Source organism: Desulfuromusa ferrireducens, assembly GCF_055389805.1.
On sequence record NZ_AP042415.1, the window covers coordinates 3,214,002 to 3,240,100 of the forward strand.

Here is a 26,099-nt window from a genome sequence, read left to right on the forward strand (position 1 = left end):
CTGTTAAGAGTTTTTATTACGTTGACTGCTTTGTTTTAGGTTATATGAAGTTCTTAGAGAATATTCCATATGCGATTCTGCTGCCGGCGGCGGTATTGCTTGGTGCTGCGCCTTTTGTCCCCGAACCGCACCTGTTTGAGAAGGTGCGGTTATTGCTGAACGGTCAGCTTGTCCGTTCTGTTGATATCTTTGACCTACTGCTGCATGCGACGCCCATTGTGTTGTTGGCGTTAAAACTGACTCTGGCCGGAAAGTAAGGGCTGACGACAGAGGAAATATGTCTCGTCTGATAGCGGTCGGAGATATTCATGGGCATTTTGAGCTGCTGGTAGCATTGTTGGCGAAGATTGCTCCTCGGCCCGATGATCAGTTGGTGTTTCTCGGTGACTATATTGACCGCGGACCAGATACTCCTGCGGTTTTGGACCTGTTTATCCGTTTTAAGCGGCAGTTTCCACGCACGATTTTTTTGCGCGGCAATCATGAACAGATGTTGTTGGATGCGATAGGTGCCGCCGAGCAGAAAGGAAATGGCAAAAATAATTGGCTGAATGATTTTTTCTTGAAGCAGATAAACGGTCTGCCAGCAGCAATATATTTTTTTGTTTCCTGCGGCGGCCGAGAAACCCTGTCTGCTTATGATGCAAAACAAAGCGCAATTGATCCCTGTCGCGTTCTTTCTGAACTCCCGCAAGCCCATCTTGATTTTATTCGGCAAACCAGATTCTTTTTTCACTATCAACAATTCATGTTCGTTCATGCGGGGGTTGATCCAGACGACATAACAGGAAGAAAAACTGACAACCGGACTTTCTTGTGGGAGCGATCCCCCCTCTGGAAAGCTGATAAGCGGTGGGATAAGGTGGTCGTTCATGGTCATACCCCGGTTGCGGTGCCATATTTTGATCGATTAGAAATCAATCTTGATACCGGCGCTGGTTATAACGGAAGCTTGACCGCTTGTGATGTTTTGACGCAAGAACTGTGGCAGGTTGCCCCCAATATTTTATAAGCCAATGATTCTCCCTTTTACTTGACAAATTGTAGCGCAAACGTGTCTATGTCATCTTTCGTACGCACAATTATCAATGTTTTCTCTCAGGATTATTTATGACTCTCACTTTCGCTGTTATTGCCGTGGTTGGCGGATTGCTTTTGTTGGTCTGGAGTGCTGATCGCTTTGTTGATGGTGCCGCCGCAACTGCTTTGCACGCGGGGATGCCGACGTTATTGATTGGTATGGTTGTCATCGGTTTTGGTACTTCGGCTCCCGAAATGGTGGTCTCTGCTTTTTCAGCAGCACAGGGCAATCCTGGCCTGGCGTTGGGCAATGCCTATGGCTCAAACATTTCAAATATTGCACTGATTCTTGGCTTAACTGCGCTGATCTGTCCGATCGCCGTCAAATCCAGTTTGCTGCGCAAAGAGTTGCCGATTTTGCTCGTGGTGACCGTCTTTGCTGTTAGTCAACTTGTCGATGGGTATATCAGCAGCCTGGATGCTTGGATCCTTCTCGGCTTATTTGCCGTTTTGATGGGCTGGTCAATCTGGCAGGGAATGCGGCATCGTCAGGACACTCTGTCCGCCGATGTTGATGTGACTCTTGAGATCGAACCGATGCCACTGAAGCGAGCGATCACCTGGTTGATTGTCGGCATGCTTTTGTTGGTGTTGAGCTCTCGTATCCTGGTTTGGGGCGCGGTCGAGATCGCGCGTTCTTTTGGCATCAGTGACCTGATCATTGGTTTGACCGTGGTCGCCCTCGGGACTTCCTTGCCTGAGCTGGCATCGGCTCTTGCGGCGACCCGTAAAGGGGAACACGATCTTGCCCTCGGTAATGTGATCGGTTCCAATCTATTTAATACCCTTGCGGTGGTTGGTATCGCTGGGACCATTCACCCGATGCAGGTCGCCTCGGAAGTCCTTTGGCGTGACTCTACTGTAATGATTGGACTGACTCTGGCCTTGTTTGTCTTCGGGATTGGAATTCGCGGGGCAGGTAGGATTAATCGCTGGGAAGGGGCGGCACTAGTCATGGTTTATCTCACTTATAACGGCTACCTGATTACCCAGATGATCTCAGCTGCCTAATTGAAGGGTTCATCACCAGCTTCTGCAAATATTCTCGTATCATCTTCCATGTTGCTGACATTGCTATCTTGTAAAGTTGACATTTTCCGGCCATGCGAATAACATTCTAACAATATGGATATTAAGAGAATAATCGACGATATTGACCATCAGATTCTGCTGATACTTCAGGAAAAGGCGCGAATTCCCAATGCTGAGGTCGCTCGTCAGGTCGGCATGGCTCCTTCGGCGGTCCTCGAACGTATTCGCAAGCTTGAGGAGCGGGGTTTTATTGAGGGGTACGAAGTTCGCCTCAATCCCAAGGAATTCGGCCAGGGGCTGATGGCCTTTGTTCAGGTCAGTGTCTCAGCAGATGAGCAATTGGCGACACGCTTGAGTGGCGTTACCGGTGTTCAGGAAGTTCATCAGATTGCCGGTGTGGATGGCTATTTGCTCAAGTTACGTGTCACCGACAATGCAGAATTGGGGGTTGTTATTCGCGATGAATTGACAACGCTTCCTGGGATTAAATCCACCCAAACCCATATCGTTCTCAATACAATTAAAGAAACCAGAAAAATAGATTTGAATCGCTAAATCAATTATTTAGGAGTTATTGTCATGCCCATGTCACAAGGATTTCAGGATCGTCTCTACCCGATCATCGATCAATTGGCTGATCACTATGGAACTCCCTTTCATATTTACGATGAAGCCGGCATCCGTGCTACCGGTGAAGCGTTAAAGAAGAGTTTTTCCGCCATCGAGGGTTTTCGTGAGTATTATGCCGTCAAGGCATTGCCGAACCCGCGAATCCTGCAATTGATGTTCGAAATGGGTTTTGGTGCCGACTGTAGTTCGATCCCGGAACTGCTTATGAGCCGCGAACTCGGTGCTCGAGGTGAAGACATCATGTTTACCTCGAATAATACCGATCCGGTTGAATTCCAGATGGCTGCTGCCGAAGGTGGTTGCGTCTTGAATCTGGATGATATTTCGCTGATCGATAAGGTTCCTGAATTCCCGGAGCTGATCTGCTTCCGTTATAATCCTGGTCCGCGGCGCACAGGGAACGTGATCATCGGAAATCCTGTCGAGGCCAAATACGGCGTGACCCACGAGCAAGTTGTCGATGCCTATCGTATGGCTCGGGATCGTGGCGCGAAGCGTTTCGGTTTGCATACCATGGTCGCCTCCAATGAACTTGACTACACTTACATGGTTGAAACCGCGCGGATGGTACTGGAGATCAGTGAGCTGGTTGAGTCTGAATTAGGAATCCGTTTTGAATTCGTCAACATTGGCGGCGGTTTCGGCATTCCCTACCAGCCGGAGCAAAAGCCTCTTGATATTGACGCAATGTCGCAAGAGATCATCGCGCAGTTCGACGCTTTTCGTCAAAAGCATGGCTATGCACCACGGATGTATATGGAAAGTGGTCGCTTTATGACCGGTCCGCACGGATGTTTAGTCACCACCGCCATCAACCAGAAAGAGACCTATCGCAAGTATGTTGGGGTTGATGCCTGCATGTCATCACTGATGCGTCCCGCACTATACGATGCCTATCATCATGTTGATGTCATCGCTAAAGACAATCAGGCTGAGCGTGGGACTGAGGTCTATGACGTGGTCGGCTCTCTGTGCGAAAACAACGATAAATTTGCCGTTCAACGCGAACTGCCCACGATAGAAGAAGGTGACTTGGTGGTGCTGCATGATACCGGTGCTCACGGTCACGCGATGGGCTTTCAGTACAACGGTCGCCTGCGGCCGAAAGAGTTGCTGCTGCGCACTGATGGTAGTGTCGAGTTGATTCGTCGTGAAGAGAGCGTCGAAGATTACTTCGCCACCCTGAAGTTTGATACCGACAACCTCAAACCAAAGACAACCTGAGTAGCGTATTGATAAAAAGAAAAACAACCGGTCTGTTGATCGGACCGTTACAGATCGAATCACTTGCTAACGGTGGAAACGGCATCGCTCGAGAGCAGGGGCGGGTGATCTTTGTCCCCGGTGCCTTTCCGGGAGATGTCGTTCGTGTTCGGCTGACCAAAGAAAAAAAGAACTACGCCGAAGCGGAAGTTGTTGAAATTTTGCAGGCATCACCGCAGCGCCGGACAGCTCCTTGTCCGGTTGCTGAACAGTGCGGTGGCTGCCAATGGCAACAACTACCGTATGCTGAGCAGCTTGATTGGAAACAACGCCAGTTTGCCGATACCCTGACACGGCAGGCGGGAGTCGATCCACAGTTTTTGCAGCCCATTGTTCCTTCTGACGAAGAATTCGGTTACCGCAGCAGGGTACAAGTGAAGTGTTTTAATTCTGCCGCTGGTTTTATTACCGGTTTCTTTAAGCCAAAAAGCCGCTTTGTTGTCGCAATCGATCAGTGCCCGCTGATGGCACCAGGGCTGAATCAGTTGTTGGTTCGACTGCGAGAAAAAATCGCACCCAGTATTTATGCCCAGCATATTTCGCAAATTGACTTGGCTATCGATGATGAAATGGCGACCCGTGCGGTCGTGCATTATCGAGGTCCGCAAGCGGCTGACTTGGCGTCGCTGATAAGGCCTTTAGCCGAGCAGTTCAGTTTCGGTCTTCTGATTCGCACTGGTAGAGAAAAATCCCTGATTAAGGTTCACGGTCATGGTGATTTGAAAATCAAGGTTGACCAGCCGGCACTTCACCTTAACTATGCTGCTGGCGGTTTTGCACAAATCAATCTCGCGCAAAACCGGCGCTTGGTATCAGCCGTCTTGGATGCTGCACAACTTACCGGGGCAGAGAAAATACTCGATCTCTATTGCGGTATGGGAAACTTTTCTCTGCCCTTAGCTCGTCAGGCGGAGGGTGTCTGTGGGGTGGAAGATTTTGCTCCGTCGATTGATATGGCAAAACGAAATGCCGTAGAGAATGGTATTAATAATGTTGATTTTTACACTTTGCCTGCCGAGGAGGCATTACAGAAATTTACAACCGATTTTGATCTCTTGGTCCTTGATCCGCCACGCAGCGGTGCTTACGCGGTCGTTGAGCAATTATTACAACGACCAATCGCCAAAATTATTTATGTTTCCTGCGATCCACAAACCCTGGCAAGGGATCTTAAGCCATTGTTGGCTGGCGGTTATCATCTGCTTTCTAGTCAGGCATTCGACATGTTTCCTCAGACCTTTCATGTTGAAAGTCTCTCTGTGTTGGAATATCGACCCGCTTGATTAGCGTTGCCTAGTTTTTCTTGCAGTTAAATGGTAGGGATACTATGGTTAGTCTCCTTTTTTACCTTTCTGTTTTAATTATTCGTTAGGAATTGCCATGTTGTTGCTCGATCATCAAATTGAAGCTGAAGGTTTATTGTCTGCGGCGCGACAGATTTGTATGGCGGCCAGAACAGCGCCTAAGGGCAAAGGTAAAGATCTGCTGACGACTGCGATTGTAAGCGGAGCCGAAAAGGATGCCATTGCCAGGCAGATGCGACAGATCGGTGACGAGCAGAACCTGCCATTTTTCCATCGCGATGCCAACAACGTCGATGCTGTTCAACTGTTGGTCCTGCTTGGCACCCGCAAGGAACCGCTCGAAATTCCTGGATGTGGTTTTTGTGGTTTTGATGATTGTGCCACCATGCTGGCTGCTGGTGGTTGTTGCAGTTTTAATGTTGGCGATTTGGGTATTGCAGTCGGTTCTGCCGTTAGTATTGCAGCTGATCTAAGAATCGACAATCGAGTCATGTACTCCGCAGGTAAAGCTGCTATCGTTTTGAAAACTCTAGGTACTGACATTCAAATTGCGTACGGAATCCCCCTGTCTGTTACGGCGAAAAGTCCATTTTTTGATCGCGGCTAGTGCTTATGTATTGTGCAGCATGCACATTGTTTGCCTTTTTTTTGTGCGTATCGTCATCGATCAATATTTGCAGCGACCGTCGTCAGATTTAATAGATCCTGTATCTACTTGAAATATAGCTTTAAAATGGTAGCATCTCATGGTTGAGGTGGGTGGCAAGCTCTTTGCAACTAATTTGTCGATTGGTGTCGGGAATTACCGCGTAAGTTCCGGCCAAACCTAAGTTTAATAGCGGAGGATAGCTGATATGCGTAAGGTTGAGGCGATTATAAAGCCTTTTAAACTGGACGAAGTCAAAGAAGCCCTGAACGAAATAGGAATCCAGGGAATTACCGTGAGTGAAGTCAAAGGCTTCGGTCGTCAAAAAGGGCACACTGAGCTATATCGTGGTGCCGAATATGTTGTCGATTTTATTCCTAAAATCAAAATGGAAATCATTGTTTCCGACGACCAGGTCGCACAGGTTGTTAGTAGCATCGAAGAAGCAGCTAAAACCGGTCGTATCGGGGATGGCAAAATATTTGTAACTCCAATTGATGAAGTTGTGCGAATTCGTACCGGTGAGCGGGGCGAAGACGCGCTCTAGTTTGTTTATGTTTATGTTTATGTTTATGTTTGTGTTGCAGATAAATTCTGCATGAAAAAGACTTTCAAAGGAGAAAAGACTGATGACCCCGATTGATGTAGTAAAATTTGCAGAAGAAAATGATGTTAAGTTTGTCGATTATAAATTCCTCGACTTTGTCGGTATTTGGCAGCACTTCACCACCCCGATTGGTGAGTTCAGTGATGAGATTTTTGAAGAGGGTATTGGCTTCGACGGTTCTTCGATTCGTGGTTGGCAGCCGATTCACAATTCGGACATGCTGATCATGCCTGATCCGACTACTGCCAAGATCGATCCGTTTGTTGAGATGACTACGCTGAGTCTGATTTGTAACATCATCGATCCGATTACCCGTGAAGGTTACAGCCGTGACCCACGTTTCATCGCTCAGAAGGCCGAAGCTTACTTGAAGTCAACTGGTCTTGCCGATACTGCTTACTTCGGTCCTGAGCCTGAGTGTTTCGTTTTTGATGACGTGCGCTATAACTCAACCACCAACGAGTCTTTTTATTCGGTTGATTCTGTTGAGGGTATTTGGAATACCGGTCGCGAAGAGTTTCCTAACCTGGGTTACAAGCCGCGTCACAAAGAAGGTTACTTCCCCTGCGCTCCGACCGATAGCATGGTCGATCTGCGTAATGAAATGATGACTGTCCTGCAGGACACTGGTTTGATTATCGAATGTGGTCACCACGAAGTTGCCACCGGTGGCCAGATCGAAATCGATATGCGTTTTGACAGCCTGTTAGCTATGGGTGATCATCTGCAGTGGTTTAAATACATCATCAAGAACGTTGCATTCCGTAATGGTAAGAGTGTGACCTTTATGCCTAAGCCAGTCTTCAATGACAACGGCTCTGGTATGCATTGCCATCAATCCCTGTGGAAAGACGGCAAGAACCTCTTTGCTGGTGACGGCTATGGCGGACTCTCCAAAATGGCCATGTATTACATCGGCGGCATCATGAAGCACGCTAAGGCCCTTTGTGCTTTTACTAACCCGACCACTAACAGCTACAAGCGTCTGGTGCCTGGCTTTGAGGCTCCTGTCAATCTGGCTTACTCCAACCGTAATCGCTCCGCTTCCCTGCGTATCCCGGTTACCAACAACGAGAAAGCAAAGCGGGTTGAGTATCGTACCCCTGATGCCGCAGCTAACGGCTATCTCGCCTTTGCTGCTCAGTTGATGGCCGGTCTTGATGGTATTGAGAATAAGATCGATCCAGGTCAGCCGCTCGATAAAGATATCTATGGCCTCTCTCCTGAAGAGCTCAAGGACATCCCTTGTGTCGCAACTTCTCTGGAAGATGCGCTCATTAATCTAGAGAAGGATCATGACTTCCTGCTCAAGGGAGACGTTTTCACTGAAGACGTTATCGAGATGTGGATCAGCTATAAGATGGAAGCAGAAGTTGATCCAGTCCGGATGCGTCCATGTCCGGAAGAGTTCGCACTCTACTACGATTGCTAACTAGATATTTCTAAGTTAGTACAAAGCCCCTGGCATTAGCTGGGGGCTTTTTTTGTTGAAAATTAATAAGTCAATATCAGTTACAAATCATTTGGTACGGCAGGTTATTAACTGTCGCTGCTGTGACTGCTGGGTGTATTTGAGTAAACGGTTTATAGTTGCACGCAAAAAGGCCCCATCGTTTTCGATGGGGCCTTTTTGCGTTTATCAAATATTACTTGTTTCTACTTTTTTTAACTGGGAGATCGTGAACATCCAAATGGCAAGTTAAACATTTGGGGAACATCTCCAGCAGTTTAGCCGCATGTGAATCTGGTGGTTCATGACAGTTACTGCACTCAGGGATCATACCGTGCTCGGTATGACATTCAGCGCAGCCAACCTGACCGTGTTTACTTACGGTCCCTTGCCACTTGCTATAGACGCCATCATGGCAGGCGTTGCAGGTTTTAAGGTCAACGTCAGTACTTAACGCAATTGAACGCGGCTGGTGAACCGGGTGACATTGCATGCAAGTCGCTTGTGCCTGCGCTTCAAAATGCGGTTCATGACATTCCGAACAGGTCGGAATGTAACCGTGCCGATTGTGATGGCAGCTATTGCAGGCTTGCTCTGTATGCTTGCTTGGAAACTGCTGAAGTTCTGCAGCTTCCGAACTGTGGCAATCAGCGCAGATACCGGCGAGCATGTGAGTCATCGGTACCCGTTTCGGCGCATGTGGATTCTCATGACAATTGATGCATTGCACATGCTTGTCGCCGTGTGGTTGTCCGTGGCAGGTCGCGCATAATGGCATTATTTCCGCGTAATTTTTCTTTAGCGGATTGTACGCATGGAAGACTTCGTGGCATTCACGGCAGTCAAATTGATGTTTGCCGCCTGCATTTTTGAGATCGCCAAAATGCTTGGTGTGGCATTGGCCGCATTGAGCAATTGTCAGCGGCTGTGGGTCCGTGGCGTACAGGGTTGCATCCTGCGGTGGAAGCGTTACCCGTGTTGCAGCCTGTTGGGCCAGGGTGGCAGTTGCCACCCCGGCGACCAGCAGTAAGGCTGCAATAAGTGCCACTATCTTGTATTTAAGATGAATGTAGCTACTCATTTATTTGTCCTGTATTTAAGTTATTTCCCGCTGAAGTTATTCAGATCGTGAGCAGTATTGTGACAGCTGCCGCACTCGGGGAATTTCGCATGGATGCCTTCAGCGTGAGGCAGGTCGTGACATTCGCTACATGCTGGGACGGTTTTGTGAGTGGTCGCATGGCAAGAGACACAGGCAACGTCACGGTGCTTGGTGTTGGTTGCCATGAGCAGATCGTAGGCGCCGTCATGACAGGCAGAACAGAGAACGTTCTGGGTTGTGTCTGGGTAGTTGAGGACCAGCGGTTGGTGAACTTCGTGGCAGATTGCGCAATCGGTCTGAGTCATCGTTTCTGCGTGTGGCTCGTGGCAAACAGCACATTCTGGAATGTTGCCGTGGGTGTCAGCGTGACACAGGTTACAAGCAACTTCTGTGTGCATGCTCGGATTGGCAACCAGTTGCTCGTTCTGATCGGTGTGGCAGGTGAGGCACTCGGCTTTAAGATCGCCTTCGAGAACGACGCGCATCGGTTGGTGCGGGTTGTGACAGCGCATGCAATCTTCCAAGGTGTAGTGGTCGGAGCCATCGTGGCATACGCTACAGGCTGGGATGTTTGCCGCACTGGTCGGGCGGTGGCCGGTGTGACATTCCTGACAGTTGATCTGTTCCTTGTGGGCGGCACCAGCTTCTTCAATTTCACGCGGTTGCAGCTCGTGACATTTTGCACAATCGTCAACGCTGAGCATTGGTTGTGCGAATGCTGTTCCGGACGCAAGCAGTATCCCACAAAAGATGACTGCCAGCAGGGTTGTCAAAATGGTAACCGATTGATTTTGCATTGTGCCTCCTGGTTTTAATTGGATTAAGTCATGTACAACATGACAATGTAGAAATTGCTACAAATATATCAGTAAGAGCTAGCGGGTACTGTGTCCACTTATAGCGTCTTAGATAACAAATATAATGGCAGTTTATAGCAAGGCTCAAGGCTTAATTCAAGTCTTTTCCAGTCATTTGTAACATATTGTTTATATGGATATTTTTATGTCTACGTCATAGATCGAAAGGCTTGGGAATTGTTGTTAGTTTTGTATACTGTATGCATGGATTTGTAATTGAAAAAAAGCCGCTGATCAGATTTTCAGCGGCTTTTTAGGGGATCGGCTAGGCTGCGACTTCGTTGACAATGTGCAGGTCCCGTTGCGGGAACGGAATTGAAATCCCTTCTTGGTCAAAACGCAACTTGATCTCTTCCTGTAGAGCGAACAGGGCAGGCCAGTAATCGCCAGTTTTTACCCAGGGGCGAACGGCAAAATTAACACTACTTTCGCCGAGTTCGAGCAAGCCAATTGTTGACTCTGGTTCAGCCAGAACCCGCTCTTCATTGCTGAGGATATCCTCTAACACTGAGCGAACCTTCTTCAGGTCGTCACTATAACCAACTCCAATGACCAGGTCGATGCGACGTGTTTCTTTGGCCGAATAATTGGTAATAATATTGCCGATAATTTGCCCATTGGGGATGATGATTTCTTTGTTGTCGCCTGATTTCATTTTTGTACTGAAAATCTGAATTTCTTCGACAACCCCAGCAGTGCCTCCAGCTTCAACAAAATCACCGACTTTGAAGGGGCGAAACATGATCAGCATGACACCGGCAGCAAAATTGCCGAGGGTCCCTTGGAGTGAGAACCCAATTGCAAGACCGGCAGCGGCAATAATCGCAGCGAAAGAGGTTGTTTCGACGCCAATTTTATCGATGGCCGCAAGGATAACAAAGACCATCAGGGCAATGTAAATCATACTTTTGGCGAACTTTACCAAGGTTTCATCAACCTTGCTCTTGATCATCATTTTACCGACACCGTTAGAGACAACCCTAGCGACAATCCGTCCGATGATGAAGATGCCAATCGCCCAAATGATGGGCAACCCGTAACTCTGAACAAGATCAATAATCTTCTCAGTTGAGATGTTTTCCATAACTGTGCCTCCATTAATTTAATAGTCAAAAAGAAAGCTCCCGACCAGTGTTTATCGGGAGCTAAATATTAACAGAAAAACTTTTATTTTCCAGTGATTGCATAAAAGAGATTAAAGAGAATTCTTAGCTACAAAATTCTTTATTAACTCGGTATCTGCAGCAATCGTTTTCATTCTCTTGGGACGTTTTTCTATTCCCTTTAATGCTGCAGGTATGTCGGGGTTACGGCCGATTGCTGACTTAACTGCCTCACCGAATTTGGCAGGGTGTGCCGTCGATAGGCATACGAGCGGCAGCTTGCTATCCCGAACCCTGCGGCCTGCTTCTACTCCTACTGCCGTGTGAGGGTCGAGAATGTAGCCGGTTTCCTTGTAGAATTTCTTGATCGTCTGCAGGGTTTCTGAATCATCGACAGCTGATGCAGCAAAGGTCTGTTGTACTGTTTTGATTTGCTCTGCAGAAAACTCAAGTCGGCCGGTTTGCTTGAAGCTTTCCATTGCGTTGCAGACCGCAGTAGTGTCCTTATTGTACAGGTAGAAAAGGTAGCGTTCAAAGTTGCTGGCAATCTGGATATCCATCGATGGTGACAACGACTGGTGCACATCGGCTGTCGAATAATCGCCGTTTTCGACACAGCGGCTCAAGATACTATTGGAGTTGGTCGCGAGGATTAGGCGTCGAATCGGCACACCCATTTCCTTTGCGATGTAACCAGCAAAAATATCACCAAAATTTCCGGTCGGTACTGACACTTCAATTTCTTTAGCTCCGGTCTTCTTGTTGACTTGAAACCAAGCATAGAAATAATAAACAACTTGAGCCAGAACGCGTGCCCAGTTGATGGAGTTTACGGCGCCTAGCGCGTGTTGCTGTTTATAGTCGAGGTCACCAAAAATTTCCTTGACGATCGCCTGGGCATCGTCAAAACTCCCCTCGATGGCAAGGTTGAAAACATTTTCATCGGTGACGGTGGTCATCTGCAGTTCCTGAATCTGTGAAACACGACCTTTGGGATGCAGGATGAAAATATTGATATTCTTCCGACCGCGGACGCCATAAATGGCGGCACTGCCAGTATCACCGCTGGTCGCGCCGATAATATTCATCCGTCGACCCGATTTATCCAACAGATACTCGAACAGGTTGCCAAGAAACTGTAGGGCGACATCTTTAAAGGCCAGTGTTGGCCCATGAAAGAGTTCCATAATGTAAAGATCGTCTTGCTTTACAACCGGGGTCGTCTCTGGATGGTCAAAACTGGCATAGGATTGATCGACTAGCAGCTTCAGATCGTCTGCTGGAATATCGTCGATAAAACGAGACAGGATCTGGAAGGCCAAGGCGGGATAGGGGAGCTGGCTGAGTTTGGCCAGCTCTTCTTTTGACAATGTCGGAATCTCCTCCGGTAGCAGCAAGCCTCCATCGTCCGCCAAGCCCATCATGACTGCTTCGGTAAATTTGAGTCCGTGTACCTTGCCTCGAGTGCTACAGTATTTCATCGATTCTCCTTATTGATATATTCGGAGCGGCATCTTATCAGGAAGCTTGATCGATGGGAAGTCATCTCCAATAGAAAAAGGGAGTACTCAATCTAAGAGTACTCCCTTTTTTCTTTTTCTAGATCAAACAGATTGCTTATTTTTCGGCTGCTTCCTGCGCATCGACCACGGCAACGGCTGCCATGTTGATGATATCGGAAACATCATCCCCGCGTTGCAGGATATGTACTGGTTTTTTCATCCCCATCAGGATCGGACCAACAGCTTCTGCTTCTCCCAATTTATTGAGCAACTTGTAGCTGATGTTCCCCGAGTTGAGGTCTGGGAAGATGAAGACGTTGGCGTCGCCCTTGAGTTGTGAAAAGGGGAACTGCTCTGCGGTCAACTCAGGATCAAGAGCCACATTAGCTTGAATTTCGCCCTCTACAATCAGGTCTGGAGCTTGGGCCTTGACCAATGCGGTCGCTTTCTTCACTTTTTGGCAGAGTGGATGATCGGAACTACCGAAGTTGGAGAAAGAAAGCATGGCTACTTTCGGCACAACATCAAACTGTCGGGCTTTTTCTGCTGTCAAAATGGCAGTTTCAGCCATTTCTTCAGCTGTCGGGTCCATATTGACGGTGGTGTCCGCGAAGAAAACAGTCTTTTTCTTGGTGACCAGCATATACAGCCCATGGACCTTTGAAAGACCTTCTTTTCTGCCGATTACTTCCAGTGCAGGCCGGATGGTTTCCGGGTAGTGGTGGTTGATGCCGGCTAGAACCACATCTGCGTCGCCCATCTCCACCATCATTGAGGCGAAGTAGTGGCGGTTGTTTTTGATTTTACCTTTGGCTTCAGCTCGGGTAACACCCTTGCGCTGCCGCTTTCTAAACAACTCATCAATGTAGTCACCACGTTTTGGGTGGGTGTCGGGATCAATGATTTCCACACCGTTTAGTTCCAATTTGTATTCGGCGATTTTTTCACGAATTTCCTGCTCATTACCAATCAAGATCGGTTTGGCAATGTTTTCGTCGATGAGGATCTGTGCGGCGCGCAGAATTTTTTCCTCGTCACCTTCCGGGAAGACCAGGCGTTTTGGATCAGCCTTGGCCTTGTTGATCATAGTGCGCATGATCTCTTTGGAGCGCCCCTGCATCGCCTCTAAGCGTTCTTTGTACTTGTCCATGTCCTGAATCGGACGGCGGGCAACTCCGGAATCCATCGCTGCCTGAGCAACCGCCGGCGCAACATGCAACAGCACGCGTGGATCGAATGGTTTTGGGATAATATATTCGCGGCCGAATTTGATGTCTTCGCCTGCATAGGCCCGGCGAACCGAATCGGGCACATCTTCTTTAGCCAGATTGGCGAGGGCGTGAACCGCGGCCAGCTTCATCTCCGCATTGATGGCGCTGGCGTGCACATCGAGGGCGCCACGGAACAAAAACGGGAAGCAGAGTACGTTGTTGACCTGGTTGTTGTAATCAGAACGGCCGGTACCGATGATGACATCGCCACGTACGGCTTTAGCGTCGGGAGGAGTGATCTCCGGATCAGGATTGGCCATGGCAAAAACGATCGGGTCTTTGGCCATCGATTTGAGCATATCAGTGGTCAGGGCGCCCTTGGCGGAAACACCGAAGAAAATATCGGCATCGACCATGGCGTCTTCCAGAGTCCTGGCGTCAGTCTCGGCCGCCAAACGCTCTTTGTAGGGGTTCATCCCCACGGTGCGACCTTTGAAGATAACACCCTTGGTATCGCAGAGAATGACATTGTTTTTGTCGATTCCCATGGTGACTGCTAGGTTCGCACAGGCAATTCCTGCCGCCCCGGCACCATTGACGACGATTTTTGCATCCTTAATTTCTTTACCAACAATCTCCAGGGCGTTAACCATGCCAGCTGCGGAAATAATCGCCGTGCCGTGCTGGTCGTCATGGAAGACCGGGATGTCCATGATCTTCTGCAGCTCTTCTTCGATGTAGAAGCACTCCGGGCCTTTGATGTCCTCAAGGTTGATGCCACCGAAGGTCGGTTCCAGCAACTTGACGGTGCGGATCAATTCATCCGAATCCTTGGTGTTCAGTTCTATATCGAAAACGTCAACATCGGCGAAGCTCTTAAACAGTACGCCTTTGCCTTCCATGACCGGCTTGCCAGCCAGGGCACCGATATCGCCAAGACCGAGTACGGCGGTCCCGTTGGACACGACCGCAACCAGATTGCCTTTGGCGGTATATTCGTAGGCCATGTTAGGGTCTTTTTCAATCTCCAGGCAGGGTTCGGCTACACCGGGACTGTAGGCCAGCGAAAGGTCGCGGCTGGTCGCACATGGCTTAGTGGTGATAACTTCGATCTTACCTTTGCGCCCCATACTGTGATAATCAAGGGCATCTTGACGATTAGACATTGATGTGAGTCCTCCTGTAGCGGGAAATTTCCAGTTTTGAGAGCATTTGGTTAGAGATGAATGAGCTGCTCTCTTTGTTAGTTTAGCTCCATTTGAAAATAATGAGTAATTCTTTAGCTATACTTAAAGTAAAAATTTATAGTTTTACTAAAAAAAAGTCAAACACAAACTTATACCTGTAAAAATATAGCTGTTTTTTGTGCTGTCGCAATGGTAGTGCCAAAAATAAACAATGGTTGACTAGCCCTTTTAATTCAGATACATAGATTGCCGGTATGAGCCATCTGGTAATAAATGAGATCGTGTTTTAGTTGAAAAGAAGAATATTGTGGCGATTATTGGCCAGAGCTCTGATTGTCAGGCTATTTTTAAATTAGGTTAAACAGCAAACGGAGACTTTAAATGAAATTGGGAGTTCTGTCTGATACGCATATCCAAGACAATACAACAGCTCAAAGATTGTCTGAAATGTTATTGACAGGCCCTTTCGCGGAGGTTGATGCTATTTTGCATGCCGGAGACGCAGTAATCCCTGAATTGGAAAGCTATTTTTACCCTTTGCCATTTTATGCAGTTCGAGGAAACATGGATCATCAACTTGCAGATCTACCAATTAGTCGACGACTTAGATTTGCAGACAAAACTATTGGGTTAGTGCATGGCTGGGGTGGCCGCGAGGGTATTGAGGATCGTGTGCTTTCTGCATTTCACGGGGAAGACTTGGATGCGTTAGTTTTTGGCCATAGCCATTGGCCTATATGTCGTATGGACGACTCAGTTCTGTTGTTTAATCCCGGCAGCGCGACTGATAAACGTAATGCCGCAGAACATACCGTTGGCGTTCTGACTCTCACCAGTAAAATCATTGGTGAGATAATACCAATAAACTGGTGATTCTACTCTTGGTAGCTCTTCATCTTTGTGTTATCTTTTTTAGAATATTTTGATAATCTTGGGAATTGATTGAAATGATTGAAATTTTTCTAAAAGGTGGCCCTCTGATGTACCCGATTCTGATCTGTTCAGTGATCGGGTGGGCAATTTTTCTCGAACGTTTGAGGACCTTTTTTCGTATTCGTCGCGCCATCGCTCCAGCGATGGCGGAAATTAGGGCCTTTCTCAATGCTCACAAAATCGAAGAGGCAATCTCTTATTGTCAGGCTCAAACAACACCACTAACACGGATCTTGTTAGTGGTGTTGTTTAACCGGGGGGCTGAACGAGCAAATATAAAAACTTTAGCGGAGGAAGTCGGCCAGCGAGAATCCGTTGCTATGCAACGTTATCTCGGACTGCTTGGAACAATTGCCAATATTTCTCCATTACTTGGATTGCTCGGGACGGTGCTAGGAATGATTGAGGCTTTCAATGTCATCGCGACTGTTGGTGTCGGGACACCGATGACCTTGGGTGGTGGGATTTCGGAAGCACTTATTACTACGGCAGCCGGTTTGTCCGTGGCCGTTCCGATGATTTTGATTCATCGTTACCTGACGAGTCGCGCTGACCATTTAATTCTTGAACTGGAAGAATCGACGATGCAGATCGTCGATCTTGTTGGGGAGTAGCAGGGTGGGGTTTCAGCGCCGTGTGGCAGAGGCTCCTCGGGTTGATCTGACACCAATGATAGATGTAGTATTTTTGTTGCTTATCTTTTTTATGATATCAACCACCTTTGTCGAAACACCCGGGCTGAAAATAGATCTGCCAGAATCCTCGGTATATAAGTTAGATCAGCACGAGAAGGAAGTTCAGCTTTACCTGACCGCTGAAGGGGAAATTTTTTATCAGCGCCAACCGATTTCCTTGCCGGAAATTGCACAAAAGTTGACTGAATTCGGTGCTTCTGCGAAACACACGACTTTTCTTTTGATGGCAGATAGGGATGCGCTGCACGGCAAAGTCATTCAGTTGATGGATTTAGCAAAAACAGCCGGTTTTGAAAAGTTGGCGATTGCGACAGATAACTCTACTCCTAAAACAGATTAACAGGTGGCGGTTCATCAAAAACTCACTATATTCAAGACGTAGAAACGAAGATGCCCCAGCTATGATCGGGGCTCCATTTTGCTAAAACGAGAAAAACCCAGTCGATAACAAGTTGGGGTTTTCCTTCGAACTGGAGATGGGGACTTAAACGTACGCTATTGATAATCTGTTACATAAACGTCATGCTCTCTTCGGTCCTTTTCTACGACAGGTGTCTTATGGTCGCGCATTTTATCGCGTTCGACATCAGCCCACCCATCCGACCGCTTAAAAAGCAGTATCTGTTGAGTAGCCATCAGATACTGTAACTCATCTTTGCTTACTATCTCTTCATTGCCACCTTTAAGTACCACCGGTATTAACATAGCCTACCCCCACATTTGAATCGTGATGATAACTAAACGTTAGCGCAAGCAAAAGCGCTGTCAAGGTGTACATTTCTACAGGAGTCCGGATAGAAAAATAACGTAAATTTAAATATTTGTGACTGTTTTCTGTCGGTAGGTGCGTCTTTAATCATAAGCCAAAGAAGAATCACATTAACAGATACCACTAACAGGAAGGCTCCGGCCAGTTTCGTACGGGGTGGGGGTATTTGCGCTGCGAATTTTGGGAATTTAGAGCCGGTCATTTTCATTAGATTTTCACTTGCTTCACCTTGTCAGCAAGATAGACTTAAATCGTGAGATCAGAAAAATTCGGCCATGTTAGTGACGATCCTGACAAAAGAAAGGCAATGACTAACTCAACCTGAAAGGGGACAGCAAAATTCAGGCAGATAAGACCGTGCCCAAATAGGAACCTAATCACCAGTGGAGGGAACTATGATCGCGAATAATAAGGGACGGAGATGCCAGTATCCCATTTGTGGTTACAACTCGGAGTTCAATTCAGCCTGTGCAATTGTTCGTGGAGCCTACGGGAAGTGTGCCGGTCCCTGTGACGGCCCCTGCCATATCGTCAGTTGCCTACACTATCCTCCTGGTATGCTTAAGCGCAAAATCCATACCGCAGATAGCTGATTATGAAATTACTACACTTGAAACGGCTTTTGCTATCGATGGGTGTGCTATTAATCCTAAGGTAAAGCAGTATCCCCACTATGGCATAACATTTAGGAATGCCCCGGTCCGCATAAGCAGGCTGGGGCATTTTTGTTCCGAAAATGGTGAATTTTTTTGCGAAGCACCTATGGTCCTGAGTGTCTACTGGACCTGGGTCGATTCAGTAAGCAGAGAGTTAGTCTCCAAAGCTAATTCCAAGATCGCGGGCAGTCAAGACAGTATCTCCATCGACTGGAACTCTTTTATTGATTTTCAGTGCTTCTTCTAAGGGGACGAATCCAATGGACGGAGATAAGAGTGATACCATATGATCAAACTTCTTATCTTCGATAGCTCGTACAGCGGCTGTGCCAAACCGAAGGGCAAGTAGGCGGTCGAAAGTAGTAGGGGAGCCACCTCTCTGAAGGTGCCCTAAAACGATAGAACGAGAATCTTTGCCTGTGCGCTGAGTTATTTCAGCTGCGATAATTTCGGCACTTCCGCCTAATATAACATGCTCACGACCAGGCTCGGCACCTGCTTTGATTATCTCTTTTCCGCCCTTGGCGATTGCTCCTTCAGCAACAACAACGATGGCATGTTTACGGCCATGTAATTCATTTTCCATGATTTTGTCACAGACTTTTTCGATGTCATATGGAATCTCGGGGATGAGAATTACATCAGCATTACCTGATATTCCGCTGTTCAGGGCTATGAATCCTGCATTGCGCCCCATAACCTCAACCACCATGACACGCTCATGTGACTTTGCTGTTGAATGTAAGCGGTCGATTGCGTCTGTGGCTGTGCTGATAGCAGTGTCAAAACCGAACGTGACCACAGTTCCGCCCATATCATTGTCTATCGTCTTCGGAATACCAACTACAGGCATTCCCTTTTTTGCAAATTCGTGAGCGATCTCAAGGCTTCCGTCACCACCAATGGCAACAAGCGCATCGAATCCGAGTCGTTGAAAATTATCAATTACCTTGTCAGATATGTCACGAAACTCACTTTCGCCAGTCGCATTCTTTACTGGCATTTTGAAGGGATTGCCTTTGTTGGTGGTGCCTAAGATGGTTCCTCCAAGGCTAGCTATTCCATCAACTTTTTCGGGGGTCAGGCGGATGATCTCGTCGGTGTTAATCAAGCCTGAATAGCCACCTTTGATGCCGTATACCTCCCATTGCCGATTGTATCCGGCCATAGTGACTGCTTCAATCGCCGCATTCAAGCCCGGAGCGTCACCGCCACCGGTATTCACACAAATCTTCATTCGTTTTGGCATATGTCCTCCTATGATTTGTCGATTTTATTTTATATATTAACTGTTTTACATATTAACCTAAATCGGCTATCTTTAAATTATTATTATGGTCTACAGGTATGGTTTGAACAATTGATTTTTGTTTGCAATACATTAAGCCTCCCATCCTGACATTTTGCGCCGATAAAATGCCGCGTATATATTACACGTTCCATTATAATTGGAGATAATCTAACAAGGTTGCACGCTTAAGAAATTGAAGGTTTTGGGGATTACAATAAAAGCCCTGGCTTTAATGACGTCATTAGGGGGGGGGGGCGTTCGATATGCCGTTGGGCGTCATGGTTGGCGGGTCATTGGGATAGAGGATGGTTTTGAGGGTTTAGTCGTCGATATGCGCTGGCGGAAATTGCCCCTTAATTCAGTACGTGGGTTTCTGCAAATTAATGATTCTGATGATTGAAATACAGGGACTTCAATGAAAAACATTTTTTCTTTGGTTATAGAAAAAAGTGCTGGCGGGGTGCAGGGAAAAACGGGCTCTCTCGACCGCAGCGTTCTGTACGCCCTTGCCGGTTTTTTACTGGGGGTTGCTGCTCCCATCGGTTGGATGATAGTTCGTCTGTTTTTATTTTATGAGCCACATCTATCGCTATGGGAACAAACTATTGGTCATTTTGTTCTCGACAATCAACGCCTGGCCTTGTTTGCCTATATGGGTGGTGGCACAGCGGTTGTTCTTGGGACATTCGGTTACTTTATCGGGCGCGCGGCAGAACAAATTCATTTACGGGCGGCCAGACTAAACGAGATGAACCTGACCGTTGCAAGTCAGAAAGAAGAGTCCGAAAGAAAATATCGCGAGCTGAACAGTCGGATTACAAATTTTCACACTATCAGTGCGCGAATTCAAAAAACCATGGATATGGAAGAGTTAATCACCCTGACCGGACATGGCCTTTTTGAAGTTATCGATTTTGACCGCGTCAATATTCTGCAGGTCGATCATGAACAGGGTGAATTGCGCATGCTGGTCAGTCGTGGTGAGAAGGGCGTTTCGAATGTTTCTGCCTCCTTGCCGCTCGATAGCCGCGCCGGTGTCATTTACAAAACGGTCGTTGAACAGCGCCATTATCTGGTTGACGATATTAGGCTGATGCCACCGGATTTCAAACTTAAACCCCCTTGTGACGGAATTTCCGCTTTACGTTCTAACAGTTTCCTGGTTTGTCCGGTTGTTGTGAATGGCATCGTGGAAATGGTTTTGGCTGTCGATAATAAGTTGACGGGGCGTCCCCTTGAAGATGATGACGCAGATACCCTGAAGTTATTCGCTGCACAGTTATCTTCCAGTATTATCCGTCTGCGACTATTCAGCGCGGTGGGTAGCCTGACCAAAGAGTTGGAACGAACTTTCAGTCAGTTTTTACAATACCGCCAGGACTATCAAATTCTGCTGAAAACTTTAAAACGAGCTTCATCTTCAACGATTAAGCTGGTTGTTGATATTGCCAATTCCGCTGACGTTGTTCGTGACGCGGTCAATTCTACGCAGTCCGCTTCAACTCAGATTTCAGCATCTATTGACGAGGTTGGAAGCAATATCAATCAGCTGTCTGAATTTATGGACAAATCTATTTCTGCGATGACTGAAATTGCCGCAACCATTAAAGAGGTTGATGATAACAGTGTCAGTTCGCACCAAATGACCGAACAGGTCCTGGATCAAGCAGAGGGCGGAGTTGCCTCTGTTCAGGAAACACTCATTGGACTCGATGGGATTACCAAGGGCGTTATTCAGGCAGCCAAGACAATCGATCAGTTGTCAGCGCGTGGAGATGAAATCAGTACGATAACGACGGTTATTACCGAGATAGCGCAAAAAACCAATTTATTGGCTTTGAATGCTGCGATTATTGCTGCTCAGGCGGGGGAACAGGGGCGATCATTTGCCGTTGTAGCCGAAGAAATACGTGGCTTATCGCAAAAAACGGCCTTCTCATCGGAGGCGATTGCTCAGTTGATTCGTGATATGCATAACAATACAGCAGACGTCGTTACTCAGGTGCGCAATGTTGAATCCTTGGTATCTCAGGGCGTTGTTTTGGGGGGTAAAACAGAAAAGTCATTGGTGCAGATCCTTTCCAGTTCGACTTCTGCAAAAGATATGGCGCTGAACATTCGTCACGCAACCCGCGAGGTCTCACGCTCCGCAGAATTTGTCACTCATTCGATTGAAGAGTTGGGTGAGATGACCGATCAAGTCTCCACTGCGTCTCGCGAACAGGCCCACGGAACGCATGGAATTGTCCGCTCAATAGAAGATATCCGGGAGATGGCTGATGAGATGGCAAATGTTGCCATTCAGCAGCGTCAGGACAGCAGGGATATTGAGACGGCGGTCGAATCAGTTGCCGATATGGCGGATCAGATATTTGGTGAAATGGATGCACGCAGCGAACAGAGTCGTTCGGTTATCAAGCAGCTCAATCAGCTTAAAGAGACCGAGTAGCTTCTCCAGAAACATCGTGGTTTGTTAATAAAAAAAGCCTCCGCATGCGGGGGCTTTTATTGTTTGGCAGCGCGGGATTTCGAAATTTCACAAGCGGGTCTGCCCTGGCAGTCGCCTTTATCACAGGGCTCGATATGGATAATGACGTCAGCTCCTGGAATGTTTTTCTCGATCCGTTTTTCTAAGCCATCGGCAATTTTGTGAGCTTCATCGACGCTCATTTCTTTACATACCTCTAAATGGAAATCCATGATCTTCAGTGATCCTGCACGTCTGGTTCTTAAGCCGTGATAACCACCGAGTGGACCTTCGTGAGAACTGATAATCTCGTGTACCTGCTGCTGGATTTCATCCGGCAGTTCATGGTCCAGAATGTCGGTCAGGCTACGTTTGATTAACTGCAGAGCTTCATGAAGGATGTAAGAAGCAACCAGAATCGACAGGGCTGAATCGAGCCATGCAATTCCGAACCAGCGAATCAGCATTAATCCCGCCATTAGTCCCAAGTTGCTGTAGATATCCATACGGAAATGAAGTGCATCGGCTTCTAATGCGGTTGAGTCTGTTTGCTTTGCTACTTTTCGCAGATTGCGGGCGATGAACCACGAAACGACAGCGCTGAAAGCCAGAATGCCAATTCCCTGGTCGAGATTTTCTAGCCCTTTACCTTCGGATAATCGTGTAGATGCTTCATAGATAATCCAGCCACCGGAGCAGGTAATGATAAGTGCCTGAAAGAGAGTCGCGAGTGTTTCGAATTTACCATGGCCAAAAGGATGACACTGATCCGGTGGTTGTTCTGCGTGGCGGATTGCCATCAGGTTGACGCCGGACATGAGAATGTCGAGTAAGGAATCGATCGCAGAGGCCATAACAGCCATAGAACCACTGGTTAAGGCGATAAATAATTTAATAACGGCCAGGCCGAATGCGCCCGCTATTGAGAGTGCTGCCGCACGTATTTTAGGGTTTTTGGGTAATATCAATGTTTGACTCAATCAAGCGGACAGTTGCTTTTCCAGTGACTGAAACCGTCGCCGGTGATGTCGTGAAAATCTTCGATCCGCTGCTGATAATAGTCCAGCTGGCTGCAGGTCAGCTTTATCTGTTCTGCCGTTGCTTCGGCAACCAGTTTGTTTTGTGCGCAGTAGAGGTAAAAACTGATGGTCCCATTTAAAACAGCACCCAATTCGTCCATATTCGGTTCCAGGGTACTGATAATGTACCAGTGTCCGGCAAATTGTCTGACCAGCTCCGCAGTGCCATTAAAGATATTGTCACGTCGATGGCCGACCATGAATTCGCGTAAAAAATAATCAGCGCCAGCAGCCTGCGAGCCAGCTTCGAGAGTCTCAAATTTAGCGTCGCTGAGGAGATATTGGTGGAAGTTTTTTAGCAGTGCAGCGCACAGTCGATCCACATCGATTTCACTGTCAAGGTCAGTGACCTGATAGTTGTTTTTATCGTGAAGTGTCGATAGTTCATAATTCTCTTGAAAATTGTTCATTCAGTGATTGTACCTCGTGATGGAGTGAGCACAAAAGATGCTGCCGGATATTTAACATTCCGTTTCTTACGGGTCAAGATGGTGGTTGTCTATCTGGCGATCATTTGTTTACTTCCGCTAGGTGCTTTGTTACGATGATTCGGTTTGGAAAGTTTCGCTGATAAAATCCAAGATGTCTACGAATTTCATAATAATAATAGGAAGATAGAATGTCTGCAGCAACCCCCCTGATGCGTCAGTATCTGGAGATAAAAGCTAACTACCAGGACGCAGTCCTTTTTTTCCGACTAGGCGATTTCTATGAAATGTTCATGGAGGACGCAGTCCTTGCTTCGCGAGTTCTCGGGATAACTCTCACCTCCCGTAACAAGGCGGATGATGATGCGATTCCTCTCTGTGGCATTCCCTTCCATAGCAGTCAGGGCTATATAGCCAAGCTGGTCGCTAACGGACACAAGGTCGCAATTTGTGAGCAGGTTGAAGACCCGAAAACGGCCAAAGGAATCGTAAAACGCGAAGTTGTCCGCGTGGTTACGCCGGGGCTGGTGACCGATACCGACACCTTAGAGCCGAAGGAAAATAATTACCTGCTGGCGATCGCCGGGGATGATGATTCATACGGGATTGCTCATGTTGATATCACCACTGGTGAGTTTCGCGTAACTCAGGTCAATGGCATCGCTCAGGTCGAAAGCGAACTCGGTTCATTGCGGCCGCGAGAGTTGTTGTTTGTTGACTCTGAAAGTGGACTCAAGCTTCAGGAAGGCTTGTCGTCATTACTCGATGGGATGATGATTAACCTGCTGCCGGATTGGGTCTTTGAAACCGATTATGCTACAGAGCAATTGACCACTTTTTTTGGTGTCTCTGGACTGCAGTCATTCGGCTGTCAGGATTTATCTGCGGCACAACAGGCAGCTTCAGCGGTTCTGTACTATCTGCAACAGACACAAAAGGACGAACTGCGGCACATCCGCCCTTTGCAGACCTATCATACTCGGCATTTCATGGTTCTTGACGACGCGACCCGCCGCAACCTGGAATTGACAGCAACCTTGCAGGAAGGCAAAAAGAAGGGTTCTCTGCTCGGGGTTCTTGATCGCACCGTCACGGCGATGGGAGGGCGAACCTTACGTCACTGGATCCACTATCCGCTGATCGATCAAGGACAAATTCTACAACGGCAGGACGCCGTAGCCGAACTGGTTGATGAAAGTCTGGTGCGGATCGAGATCATAGAGGCCCTCGATGGTGTTTATGACCTTGAACGGTTAAACAGTAAAATTGCTATGGCCAGCGCCAATGCCAAAGACTTGGCGGCGTTACGCGCCTCAATCAGTCGATTGCCGCAAATTGATGACCAGTTCAGCCATTTTCAAAGTCCCTATCTGCAGCAATTACGCGGTCAGCTTGATTTGATGCCTGATTTGCTGGGGTTGCTCGAAACCGCAATAATTGAAGATCCACCGTTCGTTCTGCGCGACGGTGGTTTAATCCGCGACGGATATAATCTCGAACTGGACGAATTGCGCACCATCAGTCGCGAGGGCAAGGGCTGGATTGCGCGACTGGAGCAGGAAGAGCGCGAGCGAACCGGCATCCCGACTCTTAAAGTTAAATACAATAAAGTTTTCGGCTATTTCATCGAAATCACCAACCGCAATCTCGATCGTATTCCGGATGATTATCAACGCAAACAGACCTTGAGCAATGCTGAACGTTTTATTACGCCGAAGCTTAAAGTTTATGAATCCAAGGTATTGGGCGCTGAAGAGCGGATGGTTGAGTTGGAGTACAACCTTTTTCAGGAAGTTCGCCTGCAAACTGCTGCGGAGGGACGACGGATTCAACAAAGTGCCGACGTCTTGGCGGTGCTCGATGCATTGATGGCATTGGCCGATTTAGCCCATGATCGAGATTACGTTCGCCCTCAAATTGATGATTCCGGGGTAATTAAAATTGAAGGCGGTCGACATCCGGTTGTCGAAGGGATGCCCCTTAAAGAGGCTTTTGTTCCCAACGACGTGGAACTTGATAACGAAAAGAATCAGTTGCTGATCATTACCGGCCCGAATATGGCTGGTAAGTCGACCTTTATGCGCCAGGTTGCGTTGATAACGCTGATGGCGCAGATCGGCAGTTTTGTTCCGGCGGAAAAAGCTAGAATTGGCGTTGTGGACCGTATCTTTACTCGGGTCGGCGCAAGTGATAATCTGGCTAAGGGTGAATCGACGTTCATGGTTGAGATGAATGAGACAGCCAACATTCTTCGCCATGCGACTGATCGCAGTCTGATTATTTTGGATGAGATCGGTCGCGGGACTTCAACCTTTGATGGTGTCAGTATCGCTTGGGCTGTTGCCGAGTACCTGCATGACAACCAGGATGTTGCTGCCAAGACCTTGTTTGCTACCCACTACCATGAGTTGACCGACTTGGCGCTGACCCGCGATCGGGTGCAGAACTACAACATTGCGGTTAAAGAATGGAACGATCAGATTATTTTCTTACGGAAGATCATCTCTGGCAGCGCCAGTCGTTCCTACGGCATTCAGGTCGGCCGTTTGGCGGGATTGCCGGAGGCTGTTATCAATCGGGCCAAGGAAATCTTACACAACTTAGAAGCGGGGGAGTTTGGTCGTTCCGGTGAACCTCGTTTGGGGGAAAGCCGTAATCAGCCAAAGAAGCAACCCTCATCACAGTTGTCGCTGTTTAACACTGACCCGGACAGTGCGATCCGCACTCAGCTGGAAGCGGCGAATTTAAGCTGTATGACTCCGATCGAGGCTATGAATTTGTTAAACAAACTAAAAGAATTGCTCTAA

At 47.7% G+C, this 26,099-nt stretch carries 23 protein-coding genes; 14 read left to right on the forward strand and 9 right to left on the reverse strand.

Annotated features, from left to right (window positions below):
- Window positions 1-44 precede the first annotated feature (44 nt).
- From ACZ5PT_RS14410 to glnA, 9 genes are all read left to right on the forward strand, one after another.
- The gene (locus tag ACZ5PT_RS14410; RefSeq protein WP_464263727.1) at window positions 45-257 is read left to right on the forward strand and encodes an RND transporter; all 213 of its coding nucleotides are present in this window, start codon (window positions 45-47) and stop codon (window positions 255-257) included.
- A gap of 20 nt (window positions 258-277) precedes the next feature.
- Window positions 278-1,012, forward strand: coding sequence for a metallophosphoesterase family protein (locus tag ACZ5PT_RS14415; RefSeq protein ID WP_464263728.1), 735 nt, complete (start codon window positions 278-280; stop codon window positions 1,010-1,012).
- Window positions 1,013-1,110: 98 nt separating this feature from the next.
- Window positions 1,111-2,091, forward strand: coding sequence for a calcium/sodium antiporter (locus ACZ5PT_RS14420; protein ID WP_464263729.1), 981 nt, complete (start codon window positions 1,111-1,113; stop codon window positions 2,089-2,091).
- A 114-nt stretch (window positions 2,092-2,205) separates the two neighbouring features.
- Window positions 2,206-2,667 (forward strand): Lrp/AsnC family transcriptional regulator, encoded by a 462-nt coding sequence (locus ACZ5PT_RS14425; RefSeq protein ID WP_464263730.1) that lies wholly within the window; start codon window positions 2,206-2,208, stop codon window positions 2,665-2,667.
- 24 nt (window positions 2,668-2,691) lie between these two features.
- Window positions 2,692-3,966, forward strand: coding sequence for a diaminopimelate decarboxylase (gene lysA / locus ACZ5PT_RS14430; protein ID WP_464263731.1), 1,275 nt, complete (start codon window positions 2,692-2,694; stop codon window positions 3,964-3,966).
- 8 nt (window positions 3,967-3,974) lie between these two features.
- The gene (gene rlmD, locus ACZ5PT_RS14435; RefSeq protein WP_464263732.1) at window positions 3,975-5,288 is read left to right on the forward strand and encodes a 23S rRNA (uracil(1939)-C(5))-methyltransferase RlmD; all 1,314 of its coding nucleotides are present in this window, start codon (window positions 3,975-3,977) and stop codon (window positions 5,286-5,288) included.
- A 97-nt stretch (window positions 5,289-5,385) separates the two neighbouring features.
- A complete protein-coding gene (locus ACZ5PT_RS14440; RefSeq protein ID WP_464263733.1) occupies window positions 5,386-5,916 on the forward strand; it encodes a ferredoxin domain-containing protein in 531 nt (176 codons plus the stop codon).
- Between the two features lie 247 nt (window positions 5,917-6,163).
- Entirely contained in the window at window positions 6,164-6,502 is a 339-nt protein-coding gene (locus ACZ5PT_RS14445) for a P-II family nitrogen regulator (protein WP_464263734.1), read from the forward strand.
- A gap of 82 nt (window positions 6,503-6,584) precedes the next feature.
- Window positions 6,585-7,994: a type I glutamate--ammonia ligase gene (gene glnA / locus ACZ5PT_RS14450; protein WP_464263735.1), complete on the forward strand. Its 1,410-nt coding sequence runs from the start codon at window positions 6,585-6,587 to the stop codon at window positions 7,992-7,994.
- A 214-nt stretch (window positions 7,995-8,208) separates the two neighbouring features.
- Here the strand turns inward: glnA and ACZ5PT_RS14455 are convergent, their stop codons facing one another.
- From ACZ5PT_RS14455 to ACZ5PT_RS14475, 5 genes are all read right to left on the reverse strand, one after another.
- Complete coding sequence (locus tag ACZ5PT_RS14455; protein WP_464263736.1) at window positions 8,209-9,093, reverse strand: cytochrome C; 885 nt, start codon at window positions 9,091-9,093, stop codon at window positions 8,209-8,211.
- Window positions 9,094-9,113: 20 nt separating this feature from the next.
- On the reverse strand, window positions 9,114-9,911 hold the full coding sequence (locus ACZ5PT_RS14460; protein WP_464263737.1) for a cytochrome c3 family protein: 798 nt from the start codon (window positions 9,909-9,911) through the stop codon (window positions 9,114-9,116).
- Window positions 9,912-10,236: 325 nt separating this feature from the next.
- Window positions 10,237-11,055 (reverse strand): mechanosensitive ion channel family protein, encoded by an 819-nt coding sequence (locus tag ACZ5PT_RS14465; RefSeq protein ID WP_464263738.1) that lies wholly within the window; start codon window positions 11,053-11,055, stop codon window positions 10,237-10,239.
- Between the two features lie 111 nt (window positions 11,056-11,166).
- Window positions 11,167-12,555: a threonine synthase gene (gene thrC, locus ACZ5PT_RS14470; RefSeq protein ID WP_464263739.1), complete on the reverse strand. Its 1,389-nt coding sequence runs from the start codon at window positions 12,553-12,555 to the stop codon at window positions 11,167-11,169.
- Window positions 12,556-12,691: 136 nt separating this feature from the next.
- Window positions 12,692-14,953, reverse strand: a complete 2,262-nt coding sequence (locus tag ACZ5PT_RS14475; RefSeq protein ID WP_464263740.1) for an NADP-dependent malic enzyme — start codon at window positions 14,951-14,953, stop codon at window positions 12,692-12,694.
- A 402-nt stretch (window positions 14,954-15,355) separates the two neighbouring features.
- On the opposite strand from ACZ5PT_RS14475, the gene ACZ5PT_RS14480 reads away from it, so the two are divergent.
- From ACZ5PT_RS14480 to ACZ5PT_RS14490, 3 genes are all read left to right on the forward strand, one after another.
- Window positions 15,356-15,847 (forward strand): metallophosphoesterase family protein, encoded by a 492-nt coding sequence (locus ACZ5PT_RS14480; protein WP_464263741.1) that lies wholly within the window; start codon window positions 15,356-15,358, stop codon window positions 15,845-15,847.
- Between the two features lie 107 nt (window positions 15,848-15,954).
- Window positions 15,955-16,521, forward strand: a complete 567-nt coding sequence (locus tag ACZ5PT_RS14485) for a MotA/TolQ/ExbB proton channel family protein (protein WP_464263742.1) — start codon at window positions 15,955-15,957, stop codon at window positions 16,519-16,521.
- A 4-nt stretch (window positions 16,522-16,525) separates the two neighbouring features.
- Entirely contained in the window at window positions 16,526-16,942 is a 417-nt protein-coding gene (locus tag ACZ5PT_RS14490; protein WP_464263743.1) for an ExbD/TolR family protein, read from the forward strand.
- Window positions 16,943-17,097: 155 nt separating this feature from the next.
- Here ACZ5PT_RS14490 and ACZ5PT_RS14495 read toward each other — a convergent pair whose 3' ends face one another.
- Both ACZ5PT_RS14495 and ACZ5PT_RS14500 read right to left on the reverse strand, forming a co-directional pair.
- Window positions 17,098-17,307, reverse strand: a complete 210-nt coding sequence (locus ACZ5PT_RS14495) for a GSU3473 family protein (RefSeq protein ID WP_464263744.1) — start codon at window positions 17,305-17,307, stop codon at window positions 17,098-17,100.
- Between the two features lie 874 nt (window positions 17,308-18,181).
- A complete protein-coding gene (locus tag ACZ5PT_RS14500) occupies window positions 18,182-19,276 on the reverse strand; it encodes a 6-phosphofructokinase (RefSeq protein WP_464263745.1) in 1,095 nt (364 codons plus the stop codon).
- Between the two features lie 457 nt (window positions 19,277-19,733).
- Between ACZ5PT_RS14500 and ACZ5PT_RS14505 the strand changes: the two genes are divergently transcribed.
- On the forward strand, window positions 19,734-21,767 hold the full coding sequence (locus ACZ5PT_RS14505; protein WP_464263746.1) for a methyl-accepting chemotaxis protein: 2,034 nt from the start codon (window positions 19,734-19,736) through the stop codon (window positions 21,765-21,767).
- Window positions 21,768-21,823: 56 nt separating this feature from the next.
- Here the strand turns inward: ACZ5PT_RS14505 and ACZ5PT_RS14510 are convergent, their stop codons facing one another.
- A complete protein-coding gene (locus ACZ5PT_RS14510) occupies window positions 21,824-22,753 on the reverse strand; it encodes a cation diffusion facilitator family transporter (protein ID WP_464263747.1) in 930 nt (309 codons plus the stop codon).
- A gap of 8 nt (window positions 22,754-22,761) precedes the next feature.
- The gene (locus tag ACZ5PT_RS14515) at window positions 22,762-23,274 is read right to left on the reverse strand and encodes a hypothetical protein (RefSeq protein WP_464263748.1); all 513 of its coding nucleotides are present in this window, start codon (window positions 23,272-23,274) and stop codon (window positions 22,762-22,764) included.
- Window positions 23,275-23,483: 209 nt separating this feature from the next.
- Here ACZ5PT_RS14515 and mutS point away from each other — a divergent pair, with 209 nt between their 5' ends.
- Complete coding sequence (gene mutS / locus ACZ5PT_RS14520) at window positions 23,484-26,099, forward strand: DNA mismatch repair protein MutS (protein WP_464263749.1); 2,616 nt, start codon at window positions 23,484-23,486, stop codon at window positions 26,097-26,099.

What these genes read in the sequence shown, in the direction of transcription:
- ACZ5PT_RS14410 (WP_464263727.1), top strand. Translation starts at nt 45, where the DNA reads ATGAAGTTCTTAGAGAATATTCCATATGCGATTCTGCTGCCGGCGGCG.
- ACZ5PT_RS14415 (WP_464263728.1), top strand. Translation starts at nt 278, where the DNA reads ATGTCTCGTCTGATAGCGGTCGGAGATATTCATGGGCATTTTGAGCTG.
- ACZ5PT_RS14420 (WP_464263729.1), top strand. Translation starts at nt 1,111, where the DNA reads ATGACTCTCACTTTCGCTGTTATTGCCGTGGTTGGCGGATTGCTTTTG.
- ACZ5PT_RS14425 (WP_464263730.1), top strand. Translation starts at nt 2,206, where the DNA reads ATGGATATTAAGAGAATAATCGACGATATTGACCATCAGATTCTGCTG.
- lysA (WP_464263731.1), top strand. Translation starts at nt 2,692, where the DNA reads ATGCCCATGTCACAAGGATTTCAGGATCGTCTCTACCCGATCATCGAT.
- ACZ5PT_RS14440 (WP_464263733.1), top strand. Translation starts at nt 5,386, where the DNA reads ATGTTGTTGCTCGATCATCAAATTGAAGCTGAAGGTTTATTGTCTGCG.
- ACZ5PT_RS14445 (WP_464263734.1), top strand. Translation starts at nt 6,164, where the DNA reads ATGCGTAAGGTTGAGGCGATTATAAAGCCTTTTAAACTGGACGAAGTC.
- glnA (WP_464263735.1), top strand. Translation starts at nt 6,585, where the DNA reads ATGACCCCGATTGATGTAGTAAAATTTGCAGAAGAAAATGATGTTAAG.
- ACZ5PT_RS14455 (WP_464263736.1), bottom strand. Translation starts at nt 9,093, where the DNA reads ATGAGTAGCTACATTCATCTTAAATACAAGATAGTGGCACTTATTGCA.
- ACZ5PT_RS14460 (WP_464263737.1), bottom strand. Translation starts at nt 9,911, where the DNA reads ATGCAAAATCAATCGGTTACCATTTTGACAACCCTGCTGGCAGTCATC.
- ACZ5PT_RS14465 (WP_464263738.1), bottom strand. Translation starts at nt 11,055, where the DNA reads ATGGAAAACATCTCAACTGAGAAGATTATTGATCTTGTTCAGAGTTAC.
- thrC (WP_464263739.1), bottom strand. Translation starts at nt 12,555, where the DNA reads ATGAAATACTGTAGCACTCGAGGCAAGGTACACGGACTCAAATTTACC.
- ACZ5PT_RS14475 (WP_464263740.1), bottom strand. Translation starts at nt 14,953, where the DNA reads ATGTCTAATCGTCAAGATGCCCTTGATTATCACAGTATGGGGCGCAAA.
- ACZ5PT_RS14480 (WP_464263741.1), top strand. Translation starts at nt 15,356, where the DNA reads ATGAAATTGGGAGTTCTGTCTGATACGCATATCCAAGACAATACAACA.
- ACZ5PT_RS14485 (WP_464263742.1), top strand. Translation starts at nt 15,955, where the DNA reads ATGTACCCGATTCTGATCTGTTCAGTGATCGGGTGGGCAATTTTTCTC.
- ACZ5PT_RS14495 (WP_464263744.1), bottom strand. Translation starts at nt 17,307, where the DNA reads ATGTTAATACCGGTGGTACTTAAAGGTGGCAATGAAGAGATAGTAAGC.
- ACZ5PT_RS14500 (WP_464263745.1), bottom strand. Translation starts at nt 19,276, where the DNA reads ATGCCAAAACGAATGAAGATTTGTGTGAATACCGGTGGCGGTGACGCT.
- ACZ5PT_RS14505 (WP_464263746.1), top strand. Translation starts at nt 19,734, where the DNA reads ATGAAAAACATTTTTTCTTTGGTTATAGAAAAAAGTGCTGGCGGGGTG.
- ACZ5PT_RS14515 (WP_464263748.1), bottom strand. Translation starts at nt 23,274, where the DNA reads ATGAACAATTTTCAAGAGAATTATGAACTATCGACACTTCACGATAAA.
- mutS (WP_464263749.1), top strand. Translation starts at nt 23,484, where the DNA reads ATGTCTGCAGCAACCCCCCTGATGCGTCAGTATCTGGAGATAAAAGCT.